12 protein-coding genes are annotated in these 13,960 nt (G+C 63.1%); 6 read left to right on the top strand and 6 right to left on the bottom strand.

What is annotated here, in order from left to right:
• Positions 1-29: 29 nt before the first annotated feature.
• From AWB80_RS22385 to AWB80_RS22375, 3 genes are all read right to left on the bottom strand, one after another.
• The gene (locus AWB80_RS22385) at positions 30-851 is read right to left on the bottom strand and encodes a BPSS1780 family membrane protein (RefSeq protein WP_061176839.1); all 822 of its coding nucleotides are present in this window, start codon (positions 849-851) and stop codon (positions 30-32) included.
• Entirely contained in the window at positions 842-1,828 is a 987-nt protein-coding gene (locus AWB80_RS22380; RefSeq protein WP_061176838.1) for a homoserine kinase, read from the bottom strand. Before AWB80_RS22380 ends, AWB80_RS22385 begins: the two co-directional genes overlap by 10 nt.
• 127 nt (positions 1,829-1,955) lie before the next feature.
• Positions 1,956-2,366, bottom strand: a complete 411-nt coding sequence (locus AWB80_RS22375; protein ID WP_061176837.1) for a hypothetical protein — start codon at positions 2,364-2,366, stop codon at positions 1,956-1,958.
• A 231-nt stretch (positions 2,367-2,597) separates the two neighbouring features.
• On the opposite strand from AWB80_RS22375, the gene AWB80_RS22370 reads away from it, so the two are divergent.
• The gene (locus tag AWB80_RS22370; RefSeq protein WP_061176898.1) at positions 2,598-4,124 is read left to right on the top strand and encodes an AMP nucleosidase; all 1,527 of its coding nucleotides are present in this window, start codon (positions 2,598-2,600) and stop codon (positions 4,122-4,124) included.
• Between the two features lie 55 nt (positions 4,125-4,179).
• Here AWB80_RS22370 and AWB80_RS22365 read toward each other — a convergent pair whose 3' ends face one another.
• Entirely contained in the window at positions 4,180-4,929 is a 750-nt protein-coding gene (locus AWB80_RS22365) for an LOG family protein (RefSeq protein ID WP_061176836.1), read from the bottom strand.
• 1 nt (position 4,930) lies between these two features.
• Between AWB80_RS22365 and polA the strand changes: the two genes are divergently transcribed.
• From polA to AWB80_RS22350, 3 genes are all read left to right on the top strand, one after another.
• The gene (gene polA, locus AWB80_RS22360; RefSeq protein ID WP_061176835.1) at positions 4,931-7,669 is read left to right on the top strand and encodes a DNA polymerase I; all 2,739 of its coding nucleotides are present in this window, start codon (positions 4,931-4,933) and stop codon (positions 7,667-7,669) included.
• A 152-nt stretch (positions 7,670-7,821) separates the two neighbouring features.
• The gene (locus AWB80_RS22355; RefSeq protein WP_061176834.1) at positions 7,822-9,186 is read left to right on the top strand and encodes an NAD(P)/FAD-dependent oxidoreductase; all 1,365 of its coding nucleotides are present in this window, start codon (positions 7,822-7,824) and stop codon (positions 9,184-9,186) included.
• Positions 9,187-9,399: 213 nt separating this feature from the next.
• Complete coding sequence (locus AWB80_RS22350) at positions 9,400-10,275, top strand: dienelactone hydrolase family protein (protein ID WP_061176833.1); 876 nt, start codon at positions 9,400-9,402, stop codon at positions 10,273-10,275.
• Positions 10,276-10,281: 6 nt separating this feature from the next.
• Here AWB80_RS22350 and AWB80_RS22345 read toward each other — a convergent pair whose 3' ends face one another.
• Positions 10,282-11,151, bottom strand: a complete 870-nt coding sequence (locus AWB80_RS22345; protein ID WP_061176832.1) for a sulfurtransferase — start codon at positions 11,149-11,151, stop codon at positions 10,282-10,284.
• A gap of 100 nt (positions 11,152-11,251) precedes the next feature.
• Positions 11,252-12,358 carry an aromatic ring-hydroxylating oxygenase subunit alpha gene (locus tag AWB80_RS22340; protein WP_061176831.1) on the bottom strand — a complete coding sequence of 369 codons (1,107 nt, stop codon included), beginning with the start codon at positions 12,356-12,358 and terminating at the stop codon, positions 11,252-11,254.
• Between the two features lie 311 nt (positions 12,359-12,669).
• Here AWB80_RS22340 and AWB80_RS22335 point away from each other — a divergent pair, with 311 nt between their 5' ends.
• Positions 12,670-13,005 (top strand): exodeoxyribonuclease VII small subunit, encoded by a 336-nt coding sequence (locus AWB80_RS22335; RefSeq protein WP_061176830.1) that lies wholly within the window; start codon positions 12,670-12,672, stop codon positions 13,003-13,005.
• The gene (locus AWB80_RS22330; protein ID WP_061176829.1) at positions 13,002-13,889 is read left to right on the top strand and encodes a polyprenyl synthetase family protein; all 888 of its coding nucleotides are present in this window, start codon (positions 13,002-13,004) and stop codon (positions 13,887-13,889) included. The genes AWB80_RS22335 and AWB80_RS22330 overlap by 4 nt, the downstream gene beginning before the upstream one ends.
• Positions 13,890-13,960: the final 71 nt, after the last annotated feature.

Genomic DNA, 13,960 nt, shown 5'->3' with positions numbered 1-13,960 from the left:
GCGTGGCTTCGCAGCGCGCGGCGTTTCGGTCAGGCGTTCGGTGTGCCAGGCGCGTCGGGAATGTCCGGCGAGTCGGGCGACTGCACGCCGAAGCAGCCGCGATACGTCGCGTAGAACGAGCAATACAGCGCAGTCGTCACAATGATCGACGCCGGCATCAGCACCGCAAGCGCCATTTCCTGACCCGCGCCGAGCGCCTGCATCAGCGCGGTGAGGCCGAACGACACCGCGAGCGCGATGACGATCCACAGCACGCCGTAGTAAACGAACGCGCCACGGTTGCGCCAGCATGAAACGAGGCTGAAGAACAGCGCCTTCGCGGGCGGCACGTCGTGCCACGCGACGAGAATCGGCGCGAACCAGAACAGCATCGCGACCGGGAGATAGCACGCCATCGCGACGAGCACCGCGAGCGGGCTGAAGCTCGCGGCGACCGTTTCCGGATCGCCGGTCGGGGCGTCGCCCATCATGAGACTAAGTAGCGTGCCGCCGTCGACGAGCGCGGATGCCGCGAAAATCGCGGCCATCGCAATGATGTACAACGCGCCCAGCGCGAGCAGCCTGCGCGCGACGATGCCGCCGTACGAGCGGAAGCCATCGACGAGAATCGTCGGCCAGACGGGCTTGCCCGAGATCGTGTTGCGGCACGCCGCCATGAAGCCAACCGCGATGCCCGGAATGAACAGGAGCGGCAGGATCGGGCCGATGAGCGGCACGCGCGAGATCAGCGTCATCACGAACAGATAGGCGAAGAACACCGTGAGAAACGCAAACGGGTTGCGGCGGAACAGCCAGATGCCCTGACGGAACCACACGTAGCCGGTCTTGGCGGGAACTTCGATCAGTCGCATGTCGCAGGGTTATCGGTTGAGGGGGGAACGGCTTTGACGCGTTCGCGCAGAATGCGTTCGAAATGGCCGGGATCGTGCGCCTTCAGCATCTGAGCTTCGCGCGGGCGATAAAAGTCGAACAGGCGCGAGACCCAGAAACGCATCGCGCCGGCGCGCAGCATGTCGTTCCAGTGACGCTCCTCGGCGGGCGTGAACGGACGCACCGTCTGATAGGCGCGCAGCATCGCATCGACGCGCGCCGGATCGAGCGCGCCCGTCGCGAGATCGATGCACCAGTCGTTCACCGTCACGGCGACGTCGAAGAGCCATTTGTCGACGCCCGCGAAGTAGAAATCGAAGAAGCCGCCCAGACGCGCGTGCTCGCGGCCGGGCGCGAACAGCACGTTGTCGCGAAACAGATCGCAATGGCACGGGCCGTCCGGCAGCGACGCGTAATCCGCCGAGCCGAAGAACGCCGTCTGATGCGCGAGTTCGCTCTCGAACAACGCGCGTTGCTCCGGGCTCAGAAATCCGACGATCGACGGCGCCTTCTCCTGCCACCACGAAAGGCTGCGCAGATTCGGCTGATGCCGCGAAAAGTCGCGACCCGCGAGATGCATGCGCGCGAGCATCTGCCCGACCTCGATGCAGTGCGCGGGCGTGGGCGCAAGCTCGGGCGCGCCTTCGAGCTTCGTCACGATGCTCGCGGGCTTGCCGTGCAGCAGGCCGAACAGCGAGCCGTCGCGGCGCGGCATCGGATCGGGCACCGGTACGCGATGCGACGCCAGATGACGCATCAGATCGAGATAGAACGGCAGTTGCGTCGCCGTGAGATTCTCGAAGATCGTCAGCACGAACTCGCCGTGCGTCGTCGTGAGAAAGAAGTTGCTGTTCTCGATGCCCGACTGGATGCCACGAAATTCGACGACATCGCCGAGATCGTAGTCTTGCAGCCAGTCGCCGAGTTCGGCGTTGGTGACGGGAGTGAAGACAGCCATGCAGGAAAACGTCGGTCAGGTTGGACGGCCAGGAGCGGGCCTGTGAACGATGGCGCCGGGCAGGAAGCCACAGTGCCGCGACCCGCTCGGAAGGAGCGGGTCCGAAGCAATCTTACGGGATCGGCGATCAGTAACGCAGGTTGACCGAGGGCAAGCGCGTGCTTGCCTTGCCGTTGTCGCGCACTTGCGGCGATGTATCGGCGGGCGAACTCATCTGGTAGCGCGTGCCGAGATTCGAACGCACGTCGATTTCGACGGGCTTGCCTTTGTCGCGGAATTCGGTGATTTCGGTGCCATTGGTGCTTAGTTCGTGATAGCTCGGCACGCGCGGCGGCGAAATCTCGACTTTCGAGCTGACATTGGCGGGCGGACGGTTGATGGCTTTCAGGTCCGGAAGGCCCGCGGCTTCTTCCGGCGACATTTTCTGCGCCGCGGGTTGCGGTGCTGCGTTGGCGGCTGGCTGCGCCGGTTGCGCAAATGCGCCGAGGCTTGCTGCGGCGAGGACTGCCGCGGCGGCGGCGCAAAGGTGCGGCTTCATGATGGTTCTCCAGGCGATGGCCGGATTCTAACAAAACGGTTGCTGACGCAGTGGCTCACTCGGGTCGAACGCCTTATTTTGCGCTGCTTTCGCGAATTTTGACCGGACCCGCCAAAAAGGTGTTGCACGGTGTGATCGCACGCACTCACGCGAAGAGGGACTTCATGGTTCGCACATTCTTCCGTGTTAATGTCGATTCATCACGAGGGCATCGAAGAAAGACACAAGATCATGACAAACGACCGGACTCAAAGCACACAGGGCACACCCGCCAACGACTTCCCGACCGAATCCTTCGAGGACCCGGCTGCCGCCGTCACGCGTCTTTCGGCGATCTATGAAGCGAATACCGCATTTCTGCGCGATGCCTTCGCGCGTTATCGCCGCAACGAGCAGTTCACGCATCGCGTGCGCGCGTGTTATCCGTTCGTGCGCGTGCGCTCCGAGCTCAACACGCAGATCGACTCACGGCGTTCGTATGGCTTCGTGGCGGGCCCGGGCATCTATGAAACGACGCTGACGCGTCCCGATCTCTTCGGCGATTATTATCGCGAGCAATTGCGACTGCTTACGAAGAACCATCACGTGGGTCTCGAAGTAGGCGTGTCCGCGCAGCCCATTCCGATTCACTTCGCGTTTGCCGAGGGCATCCATCTCGAAGGCGATCTCGATCGCGACCGCCTGCTCGCGATGCGCAATATCTTCGATACGCCCGACCTTGCGTTGCTCGACGACCGCATTGTCAACGGCACGTACGAGCCGGGTCCGGGCGAGCCGCATCCGCTCGCGCTGTTCACGGCGGCGCGCGTCGATTTCTCGCTGCATCGGTTGAGGCACTACACGGCCACGTCGCCGACGCATTTTCAGAACTACGTCCTGTACACGAACTACCAGTTCTATATCGATGAATTCGTGAAGCTCGGCCGCACGATGATGTCGCGCGCCGATGACGAGGAAACGCGCGCGTATCGCAGCGAGTATTCGTCGTTCGTCGAACCGGGCGATGTCGTCACGTACAACGCGAATCTCGGCGAGCAGCCGGAGGAAGGCGCGCCGATCGCGCGCCTGCCGCAGATGCCCGCGTATCACCTGAAGCGCGCGGACGGCAGCGGCATCACGATGGTGAACATCGGCGTGGGGCCGTCGAACGCGAAGACGATCACGGATCACATCGCGGTGTTGCGGCCGCATGCGTGGATCATGCTCGGACACTGCGCGGGTCTGCGCAATACGCAGCGTCTGGGCGATTACGTGCTCGCCCACGGTTATGTACGTGAAGATCACGTACTCGATGACGATCTGCCGCTGTGGGTGCCGGTCCCCGCGCTCGCGGAAGTGCAGGTCGCGCTGGAGCGCGCGGTTGCGCAGGTGACGCAACTGGAAGGCGTCGAACTGAAGCGCGTGATGCGTACGGGCACGGTCGCGAGCGTCGATAACCGCAACTGGGAACTTCGCGATCATCGCGAGCCGGTGCGTCGGCTGTCGCAGAGCCGCGCGGTGGCGCTGGATATGGAAAGCGCGACGATCGCGGCTAATGGGTTCCGCTTTCGCGTGCCGTACGGGACGCTGCTATGCGTGTCGGACAAGCCGCTGCATGGCGAACTCAAGCTGCCCGGCATGGCCGATCAGTTCTATCGCGCGCAGGTGGATCAGCACTTGCAGATCGGCGTGAAGGCGATGGAGTTGCTGAGGATGAATGGCTTGTCGAAGCTGCATTCGCGGAAGTTGCGGAGCTTTGCGGAGGTGGCGTTTCAGTGATCAATCGATCCTGAAACGAAGCGAGCGGGTTCGAGATCCGCTCGCTTCCACTGCCTCACAGATAGAACATCCGATCCTCATCCGACTTGCCTTCCGCCGGCTGCTCGACCGAATCCTCGCGGTCTTCATAGAACCGCAGCACGGCATCGAGCACCTGATCGGGATCGTCGATCACCTGCATCAGATCCAGATCCTTCGGGCTGATCACGCCATTGGTCAGGAGCGTGGTCTTGAACCAGTCGAGCAAGCCAGCCCAGAACTCCGAGCCGACCAGCACGATCGGCACGTGACGCGACTTCTTGGTCTGAATGAGCGTCAATACTTCGGCGAGTTCGTCCAGCGTGCCGAAGCCGCCCGGCATCACCACGACCGCGTCCGAGTTCTTCACGAAAGTGACCTTGCGCGTGAAGAAGTGACGGAAGCGCAGCGAGATGTCCTGCCACTGGTTGCCCGACTGCTCGTGCGGCAGCTCGATGTTGAGGCCCACCGAAGGCGACTTGCCCGCGTGCGCGCCCTTGTTCGCGGCTTCCATGATGCCCGGCCCGCCGCCGGAAATGACGGCGAAGCCCGCGTCGGAGAATTTCTGCGCGATTTCGATCGTGCGCTGATAGTACGGCGACTCGGGTTTAAGCCGCGCCGAACCATAGATGCTGATGGCAGGTCGGATCTCCGAGAGGTACTCGGTCGCCTCGATAAACTCTGCCATAATCGTGAACATCTGCCACGATGCGCGAGCCTTCTTGGCCGTCGCGCGCTCTTGATCTGCGAGCGATCGCAGACTCGGAATCACTTTTCTCTTGTTCATAATGCCTGAAGAACTAAGTCTTGAAGGTAAGACCCTGCTATTGGTCGACGGTTCTAGTTACTTGTACCGGGCCTACCATGCGATGCCGGACCTGCGTGGCCCCGACGGCGGCCCCACCGGCGCTCTGTACGGAATGATCAACATGCTGCGGCGCTTGCGGCGCGAAATCAATGCAGAGTATAGCGCGTGCGTATTTGATGCCAAAGGCAAGACTTTCCGCGACGACTGGTACGCCGAGTACAAAGCCAATCGTCCCTCGATGCCGGAAGACCTCTCCAGACAGATCGAACCCATCCACGTCGCCGTGCGCGCGCTCGGCTGGCCGCTCGTGATGATCGAGGGCGTCGAGGCCGACGACGTCATCGGCACGCTCGCCGTCGAGGCCGAGAAGCGCGGCATGAAGGTGATCGTGTCGACGGGCGACAAGGATCTGGCTCAGCTCGTGACGGATCATGTCACCCTCATCAATACGATGACCAACGAAACGCTCGATCGCGCGGGCGTGCTCACCAAGTTCGGCGTGCCGCCGGAGCGTATCGTCGACTATCTGTCGCTCATCGGCGATACCGTCGACAACGTGCCGGGCGTCGAGAAATGCGGCCCCAAAACGGCGCTCAAGTGGCTCACGCAATACGACACCCTTGATGGCATCGTAGAACATGCCGGCGAGATCAAGGGTGCGGTAGGAGACAATCTGCGCAAGGCTCTGGAGTTCCTGCCGATGGCGAGAAAACTCGTCACCGTGCACACGGAATGCGACCTCGCTTCGCAGATCGAGTCGATCGACGGCACGCTCGCGACGCGTCCCGAATCGCGCGACGAACTGCGCGATGTGTTCATGCGTCATGGTTTCAAGACCTGGCTGCGCGAAGTCGAAATCGCCGACGCCGTGGAAGGCCCGACCGACACGCCGCCCGCCGAAGTCACCGAAATCGTGCATCACTACGAGACGGTGCAGACGTGGGAACAGTTCGACGCGTGGCTTGCGCGCATTAATGAAGCGGAGATCACGTCGTTTGACAGCGAGACCACCTCGCTCGACCCGATGACCGCGCAGATCGTCGGCGTGTCGATTTCGACCGAGCCGGGACACGCGGCCTACATTCCGGTCGCGCATCGTGGCCCGGATGCACCCGAGCAATTGCCGCGCGATGAAGTGCTCGCGAAGCTCAAGCCCTGGCTCGAAGATGCATCGAAGAAAAAGGTCGGTCAGCATCTGAAGTACGACGAGCAGGTGCTGGCCAATTACGGCATCGAGATGCGCGGCGTCGAACACGACACGCTTCTGCAGTCGTACGTGCTCGAATCGCATCGTCCGCACGACATGGACAACCTCGCGTTGCGTCATCTCGGCGTGAAGACGATCAAGTACGAAGACGTCGCGGGCAAGGGCGCGTCGCAGATCGGCTTCGATGAAGTGCCGCTCGACAAGGCATCGGCCTACGCAGCGGAAGATGCCGATATCACGCTGCGTCTGCATCACGCGCTGTATCCGCAAGTGACGCAAGAGGAAGGCCTGCTGCACGTCTATCGCGACATCGAGCTGCCGACCTCGCGCGTGCTGCGCAAGATGGAGCGTAACGGAGTACTGATCGATCGCCAGAGGCTCGATACGCAAAGCAACGAGATCGCGAAGCGTCTCATCGAACTGCAGGCGCAGGCGTATGAACTCGCGGGCGGCGAATTCAATCTCGGCTCGCCGAAGCAGATCGGCCAGATTTTCTTCGAGAAACTGCAATTGCCGGTCGTGAAGAAGACGCCGAGCGGCGCGCCTTCCACCGACGAAGAAGTGCTGCAGAAGCTCGCCGAAGACTATCCGCTGCCGAAGGTGCTGCTCGAGCATCGCGGTCTGTCGAAGCTCAAGTCCACTTATACGGACAAGCTGCCGCGCATGGTGAATGCGTCGACGGGGCGTGTGCATACGAACTATGCGCAGGCCGTCGCGGTGACGGGACGTTTGTCGTCGAACGAACCGAACCTGCAGAACATTCCGGTGCGTACGGGCGAAGGGCGGCGCATTCGCGAGGCGTTCATCGCGCCGCCGGGCAGCAAGATCGTCTCGGCCGATTACTCGCAGATCGAGTTGCGCATCATGGCGCATATCTCCGGCGACGCATCGCTGATGCGCGCGTTCAAGGAAGGCGAGGACGTGCATCGCGCGACGGCATCGGAAGTGTTCAGCGTCACGCCGCTCGAAGTCGACAACGATCAGCGGCGCATCGCGAAGGTGATCAACTTCGGCTTGATCTACGGCATGAGCTCGTTCGGGCTCGCGTCGAATCTCGGCATCACGCGCGATGCAGCGAAACTGTATATCGACCGCTATTTCGCGCGTTATCCGGGCGTCGCGGCGTATATGGAGAACACGCGCATGAGCGCGAAGGCCAACGGCTTCGTCGAAACCGTGTTCGGCCGACGCCTGTGGCTGCCCGAGATCAACGGCGGCAGCGGACCGCGTCGTCAGGCGGCCGAGCGCGCCGCGATCAATGCGCCGATGCAGGGCACTGCGGCGGACCTCATCAAGCTGTCGATGATCGCCGTGCAGGACTGGCTCGAAAGCTCGGGCATCGGCGCGAAGATGATCATGCAGGTTCACGATGAACTCGTGCTCGAAGTGCCGGAGGAAGCGCTGCCCGAAGTCAGGAAGCGCTTACCTGAATTGATGTGCGGCGTCGCGAAGCTGAAGGTGCCGCTCGTCGCGGAAGTGGGTGTCGGCAACAATTGGGAAGAAGCGCACTGAAATAGTTTGCGCAAGGCATGCGCGGCAGATGTCGCGTATGCCCGACATCTCGGTGACACGCTTGTGACTGTCATCGAAGCTCACGCACAATAAGTCAATAGAGGAAAGCAAGAACGATAGTCGGTCGAATATAAAAGGACAGGGAGAGTGCCATGCATCGCTTCATCATCGTCGGCGGAGGGGCCGGCGGCCTCGAACTCGCGACGCGTCTCGGCGACCGTTTCGGCTCGACGGACGGCAAGACTCCGCCGAAAGCGCAAGTCACGCTCGTCGACCGCAACCCGACGCATATCTGGAAGCCGCTTCTGCACGAAGTCGCGGCGGGCAGCATGGACCCGTTCACGCAGGAGCTCGAATACGCGGCGCAGGCGCTGTGGCATGGCTTCGAGTTTCAGCAGGGCGAACTCGTCGGGCTGAATCGCGCGACGAAGCGCATCACGATCGGCCCGTTGCGCGATGAAGAAGCGGGCGAGCTCCTGCCCGAGCGCGAACTGGAGTACGACACGCTCGTCGTCGCTATCGGCAGTACGACGCATTTCTTCGGCGTCGAAGGCGCGCAGCAAAACTCGATCGCGCTCGATACCGTCGGTCAGGCCGAGCTCTTTCGCAAGCGCCTGATCGCGGCTTGCATGCGCGCGGAGCATTTCGCGCCGGAGCCGGTCGCGGCAGGCGTCGAGGAGGGCGAGGACGAGCCGGGCGTCGATCCGGTGCCGCGCATTCAGGTGGCGATCGTCGGCGCGGGCGCGACCGGCGTCGAATTGTCCGCGGAACTGCGCAACACGGCGCAAGTATTGTCCGCGTACGGCTTGCACAAACTCGATCCGAAACACGATATCGGCATCGTGCTGATCGAGGCGGGGCCGCGCATTTTGCCCGCGCTGCAGGAGCGCGTGTCGAGCGCGACGGCGGAACTGCTCACCAAGCTCGGCGTGAAGCTGATGACGGGCGAGACGGTCGCGCAGGTCTCGCGCGATACGATCCGCACCGCGAGCGGCAAGACGATACGCGCGGATCTCACGGTCTGGGCGGCCGGCATCAAGGCCCCCGCCATTCTCATGAATCTCGAAGGTTTGCCGACTAACCGCCTCGGCCAGCTCGTCGTGCGCCGCACGCTGCAAACCGAAACTGACGACAACGTCTTCGCGCTCGGCGATTGCGCGGCGTGTCCGTGGCCCGGCAACGAGCGCAACGTGCCGCCGCGCGCGCAGGCCGCGCATCAACAGGCCAGCTTTCTCTTCAAGTCGTTCGAGCGGATGTTGCAGGGCAAGCCGCTGCCCGAATACACCTATCGCGATTTCGGCTCGCTGGTGTCGCTCGGGCATTACAGCGCGGTCGGCAATCTGATGGGCGGGCTGATCGGCGGCAACATGCTGATCGAAGGGCTGTTCGCGCGCTTCATGTACATGTCGCTTTACAGGCTGCACATTGCGGCACTGCACGGCTACGCCCGCATGGTGCTCGATACGGTCGCGCACTGGCTGCGCCGCTCCACCGCGCCGCGCGTGAAGTTGCACTGACGTGGAATAGAACGCCTGCGTGATTCGTTGAAAGCTGTTTAGAATGGTCACCGCGATGGGCGGCGCGCCCGATCCATCGCGCGTCCATCGTCGTGCAGCACCGCGTCGCGTGCAGCCTTGAGCACGTTGCCCGGTTCCAACGATCCACGCCGTCGCTGCATCGCGAACATCCACAGCGATAATGACGCGACGGCCCTGCCGCGGGAGTTCTCCATGCTAGACCCTGAAGTCGACAGCCTCATTCCGCACGTGCCATTCAATCGGCGCACCTTCATCAAGGCAACCTTCGGCACAGGCTTCGCGGCTGCGGTACTGCCGGTGTCCGCGCAGACCATCCAGACCGATACCAACGGCCTCGAAGCCGGCGCCATCGGCATTCGCGGCGCGGACGGTACGCTCGTGCCGGCTTATCGCGCGCAGCCAAAGGGCAAGACGCATCTGCCGGTGATCATCGTGATTCACGAGATTTTCGGCGTGCACGAGCATATCGCCGATGTGTGCCGGCGCTTCGCGAAGCAGGGTTATCTGGCGATTGCGCCGGACCTCTATACGCGTCAGGGCGATGCCACGGCGTACAAGTCGATGCAGCAGCTCAACGAGCAGCTCGTATCGAAAGTGCCCGACTCGCAGGTGATCTCCGACATCGACCAGACCGTCAAATGGGCGGGCGAGCACGGCGGCGATCCGAAGCGCGTCGGCATTACGGGGTTCTGCTGGGGCGGGCGCATCGCGTGGCTCTACGCCGAGCACAATCCCAATCTGAAGGCGGCGGTGGCGTGGTACGGACGGCTCGTCGGCAACAAGACGGAGAACACGCCGAACAATCCCATCGACCTCGCGAGCCAGCTAAAAGTGCCGGTCCTCGGGCTATATGGACGGCAGGATCAGAGCATTCCGCAGGACAGCATCGAGCAGATGAAGCAGGCGCTCGCAAACGACCCGCCGCCCGCGAAGAACTCGCAGTTCGTCGTCTACGACGACGCGCCGCACGCGTTCTTCGCGGATTATCGTCCGAGTTATCGCAAGGCCGACGCCGAGGACGGCTGGAAGCGCGCGCTCGCGTGGTTCCGCGAGCACGGCGTCAAATAACGCGCTTCAGGGCGTCGGGCCGGTCGCAACGGGCCGTCCCGGATCGGCGGTCCATTCGCTCCACGAGCCCGGATAGAGCGCCGCGCCGTGCAGGCCGGCGATTTCCATCGCGAGTGCGTTATGGCAGGCCGTCACGCCCGAGCCGCATTGCAGCACGATGCGGTCCGCCGGCACCGTGCCGACCAGCGAGCCAAACGCCTCGCGCAACTCGTGCGCGGTCTTGAAGCGGCCTTCGGGCGTCAGGTTGTTCTTGAAGAAGTGATTGAGCGCGCCGGGAATATGCCCGCCGACGGGATCGATCGTCTCGTTCTCGCCGCGATAGCGGTCGGCGGCGCGGGCATCGATCAGCAGATGATCGCGAGTGCCGATGCTGCGCTCGATTGCCTGGGCGTCGATCGTCACCTGAAGCGGTGCGCCGGCCTTGAACGTGCCTTGCGTCTTCGGCGGCACGGCCGTGTCGAGCGGCTGGCTCGCGGCTTCCCACGCCTGCAGGCCGCCGTCGAGGAGCGCGACGGAATCGTGCCCGAGCCAGCGCAGCAGCCACCAGACGCGCGCCGCGTACATGCCGCCGTGGGCGTCGTAGGCGACCACTTGCTGGCCTTCGTTCAGCCCGAAGCTCGCCAGCTTCGCGACGAGCGCGGCGCGCTCCGGCAACGGATGACGCCCGTTCGCGCCGGTCTTGACGCCGGACAGATCGCGATCCAGATGGAGATAGTGCGCGCCGGGAATATGCCCATTCGCATAAGCCGCTTCGCCCGATTCGGGCGCGGCGAGATCGAAGCGGCAATCGAAGACGAGCACGCTACCGGGCGCGGCGGCGAGCCGTTCGGCGAGATTGGTCGCCGAGATGAGCGTGGTGTAGTGAGTGTGCGGCATGACGGCTCCTGAATCGGCGCGTGTGATGCGGGGATGAGCCAATAGTCTAAAAGAAAAAACGGGCTCGAAAGCCCGTCTTTTCCCGATGACTCAACTGCCGTCAGATAGTCCCGAGTCGATGCCGCAGAAACTCGTGGAAATGCTGCATGCCGGATTCCATCGGGCTCTGGTACGGCCCGACCTGGTTTTCGCCGCGCGCCATCAGCGCGCGCCGGCCGGCGTCCATGCGTTCGGCGATTTCGTCGTCCTCGCGCGCGGTTTCCATGTACGCGGCGCGCTCCGCCTCGATGAACTCACGCTCGAAGAGGGCGATTTCCTCGGGGTAATAGAACTCGACAATGTTGGTCGTTTTCTGCGTGCCCTGCGGAATGAGCCACGACACGACCAGCACGTGCGGATACCACTCGATCATCAGGCCGGGGTAGTACACCATCCAGATCGCGCCGAATTCGGGCGGCGTGCCGTTGCGGAAGCGCAGGACTTCGTCGTGCCACTTGCGGTACGTCGGGCTGCCCGGCTTCTCCAGATTCTTGTGGACGCCGACGGTCTGCACGCTGTACCAGTCGCCGAATTCCCACTCGAGGTTGTCGCACGACACGAAGCTGCCGAGGCCCGGATGGAACGGCGCGACGTGATAGTCCTCCAGATAGACCTCGATGAAGGTCTTCCAGTTGTAGTTGCACTCGTGGACCTCGACGTGATCGAACATGAAGCCCGAGAAGTCGAAATGTTTCGCGGTGCCCAGCTTCGCGAGATCGGCCGCGACGTTGCGGCCCTCCGACTCGAAGAGCAGGCCTTGCCAGTTCTGCAGCGGCGTCTTGCCGAGGTTCAGGCAGGGTTTGTCCGCGAAATGCGGCGCGCCTAGCAGTTGACCGTCGAGATTGTAGGTCCAGCGGTGCAGCGGGCAGACGATGTTGTCCGCGCTGCCGCGGCCATTGAGCATGATCGCCTGGCGATGGCGGCACACGTTCGACAGCAGTTCGATATTGCTCTGCTGATTACGAACGAGCACGCGCCCTTCGCCCTCGCCCGGAAGCGCGAAATAGTTTCCCGCTTCGGGCACCATGAGTTCGTGCCCGATGTAGCGTGGACCCTGCTTGAAAAGTGTGTCGAGTTCGCGCGCAAGAAGCGCTTCGTCAAAGTAAGCCGTGACTGGCAGCTGACTGTGAATGGCGTTCAGCTGCAATGCATTGCTCAGATTGGACATTCCCACTCCCGATGAAAACGTGAAAGCAGTGAACAACCCAACCATCGAAGATTCGATTTAGGGAGCCCGCGATTATACCGAAATCCCCCTCCTTGGGGTGCTTAAGGTCTTGATTTGGGTATAAATTGTCGCGAGAGTTCCTCGCAATCGCAGCAAGAGCGCGGGCCTGTGGCGCACCGTGCAAGGATCGGGAGAAAATGCCGCAATCCGAACGCCAGCCTTCGATGCGGACGGGATGCGGGTCGAAAATTTGGCTTTTGCCGTAGAATGTGCGACTTGGTTCCAAAAATTCAATTGCACATCCACGATTCATGGCGAAGACCGCTGTCCAGGAAACAGGCGAGAAAACCGGCGCCGACGCACAGAGCGCGGACGCCGCGCAGCTTCCGGAAAACTACGAGGCGGCGCTGGCAGAACTCGAATCGCTCGTCGCGCGCATGGAAGAGGGCGCGCTGAGCCTCGAGGCATCGCTTGCGGCGTATCGTCGCGGCGCGGCGCTTGTCGGCTTTTGCCAACAGCAGCTCGAGAAAGTCGAGCAGCAGGTACGCGTGCTCGACGGCGAGACGCTCAAGCCGCTGCCCGCCGAGGTACAGCGCGCCACCCAGGGTGCCGGAGCGACAAACGACAACGGGGACGACGACCTATGACCTTCGAACAATGGATGCGCGCGACGCTCGATCGCGTCGAGACGGCACTCGAACACACCCTTCCGGGCACGGATGTCGCGCCCGCACGCCTGCATGAAGCGATGCGCTATGCCGTGCTGGGCGGCGGCAAGCGCGTGAGGCCGCTCTTGGTCCACGCGGCGGGCGAGCTGACCGGCGCGAGCGCGCAGGCGGTGGAAGCGGCGAGCGCCGCGCTCGAGATGATCCACGTCTATTCGCTGGTGCATGACGACATGCCCGCCATGGACGACGACGCACTGCGCCGGGGTAAGCCCACGGTACACATCCAATATGACGAAGCGACGGCACTGCTCGTCGGCGACGCGCTGCAATCGCAGGCCTTCGTCGCATTGACGGCCACGGGCAATGGTCTGAACGATGCCCAGCAAGCCGCGCTCGTGCGCGAACTGGCGCTCGCGAGCGGCTCGCTCGGCATGGCTGGCGGTCAGGCCATCGACCTCGAAAGCGTCGGGCGCAAGCTGACGCGCCCCGAGCTCGAGACGATGCATCGCAAGAAAACGGGTGCGCTGTTGCGCGCGTCGGTGCGCATGGGCGCGCTCGCGGGCACGCATCCGGGCGCGGACGCGCTCGCGTCGCTGGACGATTACGCTGCCGCGGTCGGCCTCGCCTTCCAGGTCGTCGACGACATCCTGGACGTCACCGCCGACTCCGCCACGCTCGGCAAAACCGCCGGCAAGGACGCCCAGCACGACAAACCGACTTACGTGTCGATCATCGGGCTCGATGCATCGCGCGAACTCGCCGCGCAACTCGGTCGCGACGCGCATGCCGCGATCCAGCCGTTCGGCGCACGCGGCCAGCGTCTGGCCGAACTCGCCGATCTGGTCGTGAACCGGGTGAATTGATTGTTGAACGCGTGACGAACCCCACGGCGAGAAGAGACATAATCTCGCCGAACGAATCACGCCAGTTTTCC

Source organism: Caballeronia pedi, assembly GCF_001544915.2.
Classification (GTDB): Bacteria; Pseudomonadota; Gammaproteobacteria; order Burkholderiales; family Burkholderiaceae; genus Caballeronia; species Caballeronia pedi.
The sequence above is the reverse complement of the archived record's forward strand: the minus strand, read 5'-3'. Positions and strand labels throughout refer to the sequence as shown.

What these genes read in the sequence shown, in the direction of transcription:
- AWB80_RS22340 (WP_061176831.1), bottom strand. Translation starts at nt 12,358, where the DNA reads ATGTCCAATCTGAGCAATGCATTGCAGCTGAACGCCATTCACAGTCAG.
- AWB80_RS22365 (WP_061176836.1), bottom strand. Translation starts at nt 4,929, where the DNA reads ATGAACAAGAGAAAAGTGATTCCGAGTCTGCGATCGCTCGCAGATCAA.
- AWB80_RS22330 (WP_061176829.1), top strand. Translation starts at nt 13,002, where the DNA reads ATGACCTTCGAACAATGGATGCGCGCGACGCTCGATCGCGTCGAGACG.
- AWB80_RS22385 (WP_061176839.1), bottom strand. Translation starts at nt 851, where the DNA reads ATGCGACTGATCGAAGTTCCCGCCAAGACCGGCTACGTGTGGTTCCGT.
- AWB80_RS22345 (WP_061176832.1), bottom strand. Translation starts at nt 11,151, where the DNA reads ATGCCGCACACTCACTACACCACGCTCATCTCGGCGACCAATCTCGCC.
- polA (WP_061176835.1), top strand. Translation starts at nt 4,931, where the DNA reads ATGCCTGAAGAACTAAGTCTTGAAGGTAAGACCCTGCTATTGGTCGAC.
- AWB80_RS22335 (WP_061176830.1), top strand. Translation starts at nt 12,670, where the DNA reads ATGGCGAAGACCGCTGTCCAGGAAACAGGCGAGAAAACCGGCGCCGAC.
- AWB80_RS22370 (WP_061176898.1), top strand. Translation starts at nt 2,598, where the DNA reads ATGACAAACGACCGGACTCAAAGCACACAGGGCACACCCGCCAACGAC.
- AWB80_RS22375 (WP_061176837.1), bottom strand. Translation starts at nt 2,366, where the DNA reads ATGAAGCCGCACCTTTGCGCCGCCGCCGCGGCAGTCCTCGCCGCAGCA.
- AWB80_RS22355 (WP_061176834.1), top strand. Translation starts at nt 7,822, where the DNA reads ATGCATCGCTTCATCATCGTCGGCGGAGGGGCCGGCGGCCTCGAACTC.
- AWB80_RS22350 (WP_061176833.1), top strand. Translation starts at nt 9,400, where the DNA reads ATGCTAGACCCTGAAGTCGACAGCCTCATTCCGCACGTGCCATTCAAT.
- AWB80_RS22380 (WP_061176838.1), bottom strand. Translation starts at nt 1,828, where the DNA reads ATGGCTGTCTTCACTCCCGTCACCAACGCCGAACTCGGCGACTGGCTG.